The sequence below is a fragment of the Methylobacterium fujisawaense genome (genome assembly GCF_014138435.1).
Lineage (GTDB): Bacteria > Pseudomonadota > Alphaproteobacteria > Rhizobiales > Beijerinckiaceae > Methylobacterium > Methylobacterium fujisawaense.
In genome coordinates this window covers 1-7,157 of record NZ_JACJIM010000018.1, presented here as the reverse complement: position 1 = coordinate 7,157, position 7,157 = coordinate 1, and the positions used below count along the sequence as shown (strand labels likewise).

General features: G+C 65.1%; 5 protein-coding genes. 4 read left to right on the top strand and 1 reads right to left on the bottom strand.

Translation table 11 applies throughout. The features are described from left to right. Positions 1 to 807 precede the first annotated feature (807 nt). Positions 808 to 1,179 carry a hypothetical protein gene (locus tag GGQ91_RS27865; protein ID WP_043759707.1) on the top strand — a complete coding sequence of 124 codons (372 nt, stop codon included), beginning with the start codon at positions 808 to 810 and terminating at the stop codon, positions 1,177 to 1,179. A gap of 76 nt (positions 1,180 to 1,255) precedes the next feature. Here GGQ91_RS27865 and GGQ91_RS27860 read toward each other — a convergent pair whose 3' ends face one another. Continuing rightward, positions 1,256 to 2,584: an alpha-amylase family glycosyl hydrolase gene (locus GGQ91_RS27860; RefSeq protein WP_053609381.1), complete on the bottom strand. Its 1,329-nt coding sequence runs from the start codon at positions 2,582 to 2,584 to the stop codon at positions 1,256 to 1,258. 408 nt (positions 2,585 to 2,992) lie between these two features. Here GGQ91_RS27860 and GGQ91_RS27855 point away from each other — a divergent pair, with 408 nt between their 5' ends. The 3 genes from GGQ91_RS27855 (at position 2,993) to GGQ91_RS27975 (ending at position 6,711) form a co-directional block, all read left to right on the top strand. Beyond that, positions 2,993 to 4,441 (top strand): tyrosine-type recombinase/integrase, encoded by a 1,449-nt coding sequence (locus GGQ91_RS27855; protein ID WP_182593309.1) that lies wholly within the window; start codon positions 2,993 to 2,995, stop codon positions 4,439 to 4,441. Positions 4,442 to 5,205: 764 nt separating this feature from the next. Then, positions 5,206 to 5,592 (top strand): hypothetical protein, encoded by a 387-nt coding sequence (locus GGQ91_RS27850; RefSeq protein WP_182593308.1) that lies wholly within the window; start codon positions 5,206 to 5,208, stop codon positions 5,590 to 5,592. A 321-nt stretch (positions 5,593 to 5,913) separates the two neighbouring features. Continuing rightward, complete coding sequence (locus GGQ91_RS27975; RefSeq protein ID WP_210281479.1) at positions 5,914 to 6,711, top strand: hypothetical protein; 798 nt, start codon at positions 5,914 to 5,916, stop codon at positions 6,709 to 6,711. Positions 6,712 to 7,157 lie beyond the last annotated feature (446 nt).

Sequence of the window (7,157 nt, the reverse complement as noted above, 5' to 3'; positions counted from 1 at the left end):
AGGATCACGCCCTCGCTCAGGCCGGCGATGATCTGCCGGAGTTCATGCCTGTCGACGCCCGCCGTCACCGCTCTCGCACCCCATGCCGCGCTCGCTGCCCCTCCGGCAGCCGGGCACAAACGGGTTGCGCACAAGCAGGTTCCCTCACCTAAGTTATTTTCTTGGTATACACGCATCATCGACGCGGGCGTTTTGAGCCAAGGATTGATGCTCGGCCCGTCGAGGCGTTGTCTCGCGCAGATCGCCGGCGAACCGCCCAACAGACCTGGGCGTGCCGAACGTGCGGATATCGACCGAACACCGGGCCAGAAGCTCCGGGGCCGGTGCGACCCCGGGGCGGATCTTCGCGACCACTGTTTAGAAGTTGCAGAAGTCGATGCCGCATCGCGAACGGGGCACCGGCCGGCCCGCCTGCCGGCCGTGTCGGGCACCGCCGGTCGCGCCGCCTGGGCGACGGGCCCTCGCGGAACTCCCCCTGACGGGAGCGGTCGCGCGTCCGGATCGGCGGCGTGAAAAAAGCGCGCCGTACTGGTACAAATCTCTCATTTGAAAGAACGTGTTAGGGGCCATATCGGGGCTGCGGGACGTGCCGTGGGGCCCCAGGCTTCCACGGCGTCCCACCCCTTTGTCGAGGTTGTGCCGGGCGGATGGCCCTCTTGTCCGGCACGGCCGCGAGGCCGGACGCCCGCGCCACTCCGGGCGCGCGTCCGGCCCGTTGCCCTTTCAGGCCCGCAACCGATCGGCCCTGTCGATGATCCGGCCGCGGATGAACCGCGCCCGCGCTTCGAAATCACCACAGAGGAGACGATGACCCGACTTCGTGCTGCACTGCTCGCGCCCGCCCTGTTCCTCGCCGTCGGCGCTCCGACGGGAGCCTACGCGGCCAACCGGTTCGATGGAGCCTGGTCGGTCATAGCCACCGCGGAGAGCGGGAGCTGCACGGGGCCGTATAGCTACCCGATCGTCATCCGGGACGGGACCGTGGACGATGCCGGCGGCAACGGCGTCGACGCGTCCGGCCGGGCGGGCGCGGACGGCCGGATCACCGGCACGATCCGCAAGGGGCTCGCCAGCGTCCTGGTCTCGGGCCGTCTGCGCGGATCCGCCGGGACCGGCCGCTGGACCCTGTCGGGGCTCGGCGCCTGTGCGGGCCGCTGGACCGCGCGCCGCACGGGGTAGGGCACGGGGTAGGGCAGGGCCGCGACCGGCAGCCCTGCGGGCCCCGGCCGATCCGTCGCGGGCCAACCCGCGACGGTCAGACAACCAGGATGGCCCAGCCGTGGGGCGGAAGGGTCACCCGGGCGCTCGGGCCGCCGGCTTCCGCGAGATCGCCTTGGCCGGCCTCGATCGCCCGGGCATCCGGGACCGGCAGCGGAACGGCCGCGTCGGCGAGGTTCAGGGCCAGCAGGACGCGCGCGGCGCCGTCGCCCAGCACGACCACGATCTGCTCGTTGGCGAGGTGCAGGGTCCGCGTCCGCGCGCGGTGCAGCCCGGCATGACGGCGCCGCAGCGCAATGAGGTCCCGGTGCAGCCGGTAGATCGGCCAGCCGTATGGGGCGAGATCCGCGGGCGTCGGCGGGAAGGCCGGCCGGATCGCGTCGTCGCCGCCGACCCGCTCCTCCTTCACGCCGCGGAAGGCCTGCTCGTCGCCGGCATAGATCGAGGGCGTTCCGCCGCAGGTCAGCAGGATCGCCAGGGCGTGCGGCAGGTGCCGGTCGTCCGTGAGCCGGCTGGCGATCCGCGTCACGTCGTGGTTGCCCACGAAGGTCAGGGGCGCGAACGTGTCGAGGCAGCCGTTGTGCCGGTCCAGGGCGTGGGCCAACTCGAACAGGTTGCGATCGTTGAGGGCGCTCCAGATTGCCTTCCACAGCTCGTACTGGGTCACCGCATCCATGCCGGTGTCCCGCACGAAGCGGGCGTAATCGCCGTGGATCACCTCGCCGACGATGTAGGCCTCCGGGTGGGCGATGCGGACCTGCCGCAGCACCCGCGCCCAGAAGTGCGGGGGAACCGCGTAGGCCGCGTCAAGCCGCCAGCCATCGGCGCCGCGGGCGATCCAATGGTCCATGACGGCGGCGACATGGTCGGCGACCTGCGGCGCGTCGTGATTGAGCGTCACGAGTTGCCGATGGCCCTCGAAGCAGGCGTAGTCCGGCTCGATGCCCGGGCCGGAGCCCCGCGGCCAGGACAGCCTGAACCAGTTGGCCTGCCGGGCTTCGGGCCCGTTGCGCAGGACGTCCTGGAAGGCGGGATGGGCCCGCCCGACATGGTTGAACACCCCGTCGAGCAGGACGCGGAGGCCGCGGGCACGGGCCGCGGCGATCAGCGCGTCGAAATCGGCCTCATCGCCCAGGCGCGGATCGATCCGGAAAGGGTCGATCGTGTCGTAGCCGTGCGTGGCGGCCGCGAAGATCGGCCCGAGCGCCAGCCCGGACACGCCGAGCTCCACCGCGTAGTCGAGCCAAGCCTGCAGGTGGGAGAGGCGATGCACGACCGGTGCGGCCGGGTCGGCCTGGTCGGGGGCGCCGACGAAGCCGAGGGGGAAGACCTGCCACCAGACTGTCTGTTCGATCCAGGGCGCCACCCGGCCTCCGCCTGTCGTCAATCGGGAGCGAACCCCGGTCCGCTGCAATGGTTGCAGGGCCGCCAGTCCGGACGCGGCCGCGCGGCGTGAGACGGCCCGCGGTCGCCCATCCCTCCGCGCCCGCGGATCAGGCGCGGTCCGAGAGCCAGCAGGCTTGAGATCGGTGATCGGACAGGGGCGCAGGGCGCAAAAATCGCGGCCGGTTACCGCTAAGTCCTGGTTGCGACGGCGATATCGCCGCGTCGCCAGGATGCTGAATTGTCACCAGGAAGGCCTGGTGGAGCTGAGGGGAGACGAGCCCAAGATCCGCTTAACCCATTCTGTTGAAACGATGTCCCTGTCCTTGCGTGGCTTTTCCGGACAATGCATGGGTCTTACCTGGGTCTTATTGACATCGTCGGGGGGCGGATGCCGCGTGTTGCGCAGGGGCCGAAGGCCTTCCTCGAACAGCATGGCAGCAACTGGCGGGTCACGGTGAGCGTGCCCGTGGCCGCGAGGGAAATCATCGGTCGGCCGAAGTTGAGGCATGACCTGGGCACCGACTCCCTTCGGACGGCCAACCTTCTCAAGGGTCCCTACGTCGCGCGCTTCAAGGCGCAAATCGCCGAGGCACTGGCGAGGGCCGGGTGCGCAGGGCAATCGACGACGCAAGAGGCCATGGAACTGGCGAAGTGGGCCCGGGAGGCGCGTGAGCGCTTCACGCCCCAGGAGGAGTGGGACGAGTACGACTGCATCATCGCCTCCCGCACGGCCGAGATCAGGAGCCGGGGAGCGAAGGAAGTCATGGTGCCGGCGATTGACGAGAGCGGTCCGGAACTCGGTTACGAGTTGATGCCGGCAGCCGTGGCCGAGGCCCGTCGTTTCGGCCGCATCGCCTACAACAGCGGGACTCCGTTCGAGGAGTTCCATGCGACCTACATGGCGGAAACGCAGGTCGAGGTTCGGACGAAGGCCGACGACGCACGGTCGCTCAAGCTATTGCTAGGCTGGCTCCGAAGCGAGAACATCGAACCGGAGATCGAGCGGATCACCCCCCTGCGGGCGCATGCCTTTGCGAAGAAGCTGCCCGATCTCGCCTGCGTCGCGCCGGCGACCTGCAACAAGTACATCTCCAGGCTCAGCTCATTCTGGGCGTACCTGGCGACCGTGACCGACGCGGCCGCTTCCAACCCATGGACGAAGGTCGCGCACAAGAATACAGGGCCGAAATCCGGAGAGGAGGAGCGGCCCTTTACGGACACCGAGATCGCCAAGCTCCTCATGGGGCCGGCCACGCCGCACATGCGCGCCGTCATCATGATCGGGGCCCTTACCGGGGCCCGGCTAGACGCGATCGTCGACCTCAAGGTCCAGGATACCGCCAACGGCGTGATACTGTTCCAGCCCCGCAAGAAGGAGACACATGCCCGCTACGTGCCGATCCACCCGGCACTGGCGTCCGTGATCGCCGAACGTTGTCGAGGCAAAAGTCCGAAGGACGACATCTTCCCTGAGTGGCCTGCGGTGAGGAAGGTTGGCTCAATGCGAGAGCGATCCTTCAAGACATCTAACCATTTCACCGATTACAGACGCTCCATAGGAGTGGACGAGGTAGTCGAGGGGAAGCGTCGGGCCCGCGTGAACTTCCATAGCTTCCGCCGCTGGTTCATCTCGCGGGCCGAACAGGCTGGTGTCGAGGAGGACCTCATCAATGCCATCGTCGGCCACAAGCGCGGGTCGATCGCCCTCGACGTTTACAGTGAAGGGCCTGTGATGCAGCGGGCTCGGAGGGCGGTCGCGAAGGTGAAGCTGCCACCATTGGATGGAAGCCCGATCCACGAAGTCCAGACTGTCCGCGCCCGGGCTAGGCCCTCCTGACCTCGTTCGTTGGCGGTCGCAGGTATTTCTCGCTCGTGAGCGTCGGGTCAGGGCGTTGCAGTAGCTCGATGACGACCGCCACCTCTCTGTCGAGGCAGCTGCACCTAGCTCCTCCTGCGTTGAGCGATTGATCGGTTATCCGCGACGTGGTCGGACCCCATAACCGTGCACGACCGTGCCCGTGCCAATGCCAAGCTAGCCGAGTTCATGGTGAGCATAGCGGGTATGGAGACCTCCAGCGGATATGCGCTGCCCTGAACGGTGGGTCGGCATGCCGACCATGAATGGGCGGCCACCGATGCGGGATCCCGTCATGCGGCGGCGTCCGCGGATGGCATCCAGAACGGTATCAGCGCAGCATGATCAGTTGAGTGCGCACGTCGTGCGCAGGTGTCATGCCGCATGTAAAATACATCATAGATTTACGCCTTGGACGCAGCGCTGCCTACGGTGTAATCCCGTAGATATAGCGGATATCTCCGGATATTATTGGTATGTCATCGTCCGATGTCGGAGTTGTCATGCTAGCATCCTTCTTGAGACCGATCCTTGTCTTCGGCGGTTTCGTCGAACCACTCAGGCACGATCCGACGCCGAGACCGGCGGAGGAACCTGAAGCCGGGCCCGATCCAGGGCCCATTCCGCAAGCGCCATCTGTCCCGAGGCCAGCGCGGATCCCGGACCTGGCCGAGGCCTGCCGCCGTTACCAGGAGGCTGCGGTCGGCTGGCGGATCAATCGCCTCGATCCGGAGGAGGCAGCCCGGTTGCGGCTGGCCATGGGGCCCGATCTCCATGCGTGGGTCCGGGTCCAGGTCCTCACCGGGGACCGCTATACGTGGCGGCCGACCCAGGGCGCCGATCCGGATGGGGAGCGCCAATCCGCCGGTCAGGAGATGCGTCGCGACCTCACGCGCTGGGAGCGGGCCCTGGTCGAGTTGGACCGGCATGCGGCCGCGGCTCGCCGCCTGAAGCGTCCCGCCCCGGAACCCCTCGAAGTCCCAAGGGATATCTGGGCCGCGCTTGAGGCTCGCCGGAAGGCCGCCGAGGAGCGGGCCGCGCGCCGCGCCTCGACCCGGGTCAAGGCGGGTGCGGAGGACGGCGGCGAAGCCCCGCAGCCTGATCCGCCCGCACCTCCTGGACCGAGGCGCTAGTGGCCGAAACTTATCGCTGAGTAGCCATAGCGAGAGTGAGGCTGCTTGCGACCGAACTCCGCCATTCGCGGAACCCGGCGCAGTGTTCAAAAACGGTCATCCGTTCAGCCGCCGCTCGGGCGGCACTTCGCCCAACCGGGTTTGTTCAGCGGGTCATATTTGCAGTTACAAAGCGCGCGCTCTTGCTGACGAGGCAAGCAGGAATTGGGAGCCGGCCGACCCAATGAGCCGGAGGATCTGGGACCTGTCCACATTAATCTGTTTACAAGCTGTCGCCAGCATGAACAATAGGCGCCCCGACTTATTGCGGAGGGCAATCAGATGCCAGGAGCAGATAAAGAAGCAGCTGATCTGTTTTCGGACGCATTCAAGAAAGTGATAGATGCGGTTAAGGTCGCAACAACATCTGGTTCTATTGCGCGTGACGTAGATATATTTTTTCCAAGAGGCATAGGCTATGTCGAGTTCTCAATAACCGATCCGATCGCGGCCAGGATCGTCGTTAGCTCGGAGGTTCCAGGAAACACACCTGCCGATAATTCGCAAACCGAGGATCCGGATCCGGGAATACTTAAGTCGATGGCCCAAGAGCCGGTCGCACTCTTAGAGGGCGATTATGGCTTCGACCCCGAGGTTGACCCTGACGTCAACGAGCCCAAAACCCCCATTTCCGCCGCGGCAACACCAAAGTGGAGGGTCGCGAAGTCCCTTGAAAAACTTAGACAGGAAATCAACAGCAAATACCCTAATCGAAGCAAGTCGAGCGATGGTACCATTGGGAATGCTGCCCATTGTCACGGCGGTACACCTAAGACGTCCGATCATTGCGCCTGGGTAAGAGACGGCGAGCTAGGGGTTGTGACGGCCTTGGATATCACGCACGATCCAGCTCATTCTTGCGACGCCGGAAAGATTGCTGAGGCCCTGATTGCGTCGAAAGATACACGCATTAAATACGTTATCTGGAATAAGCAAATCGCGGCATCCTACCAGGTAGGTACTGTTCCTGCTTGGCATTGGAGGCCGTACACGGGCAAGAACCCGCATAGTAAGCACTTCCATATTTCAGTGAATCCTGAAAAGATATTGTATGACGACGTAAGACAGTGGTCATTTTGATTCGAGCTACGCGCCTGCGTATCGCATAATCAAGTACAGGATGTTTTGCGCGCTTCGATTAGGACAGCGCCGGATTTGAGGTCGGCCGAATTTGGCCGACCTGAGCCGGAATGCGACCGAAACCACATCGTCCCGCCCCCGCCCGATTACTTGAAAGCGTTCCTTTCAAACTCCAGTCAAATCCCGCATCATGCCGGGTGTCGGCATTTCGCCAACGTCTGCCTCGAAGCGGGCAGGCAAAAATCACCCGCTGCGGACCCAACGGGAGGCAACCAAGCCTCAGATTTGGTCAGGAGAGGGTGCACTCCAGAGGGGCGCATACCCATCGGGGCTGATATGGCCTTCGATAACTGACCTGACCGGTATTTTGGACCGAGCCAATTGAGAGGCTACTGCATGGTCGCTGTCATGGGTAGCCGGAAGGCCAGATCTGGGTAGCTGACGGG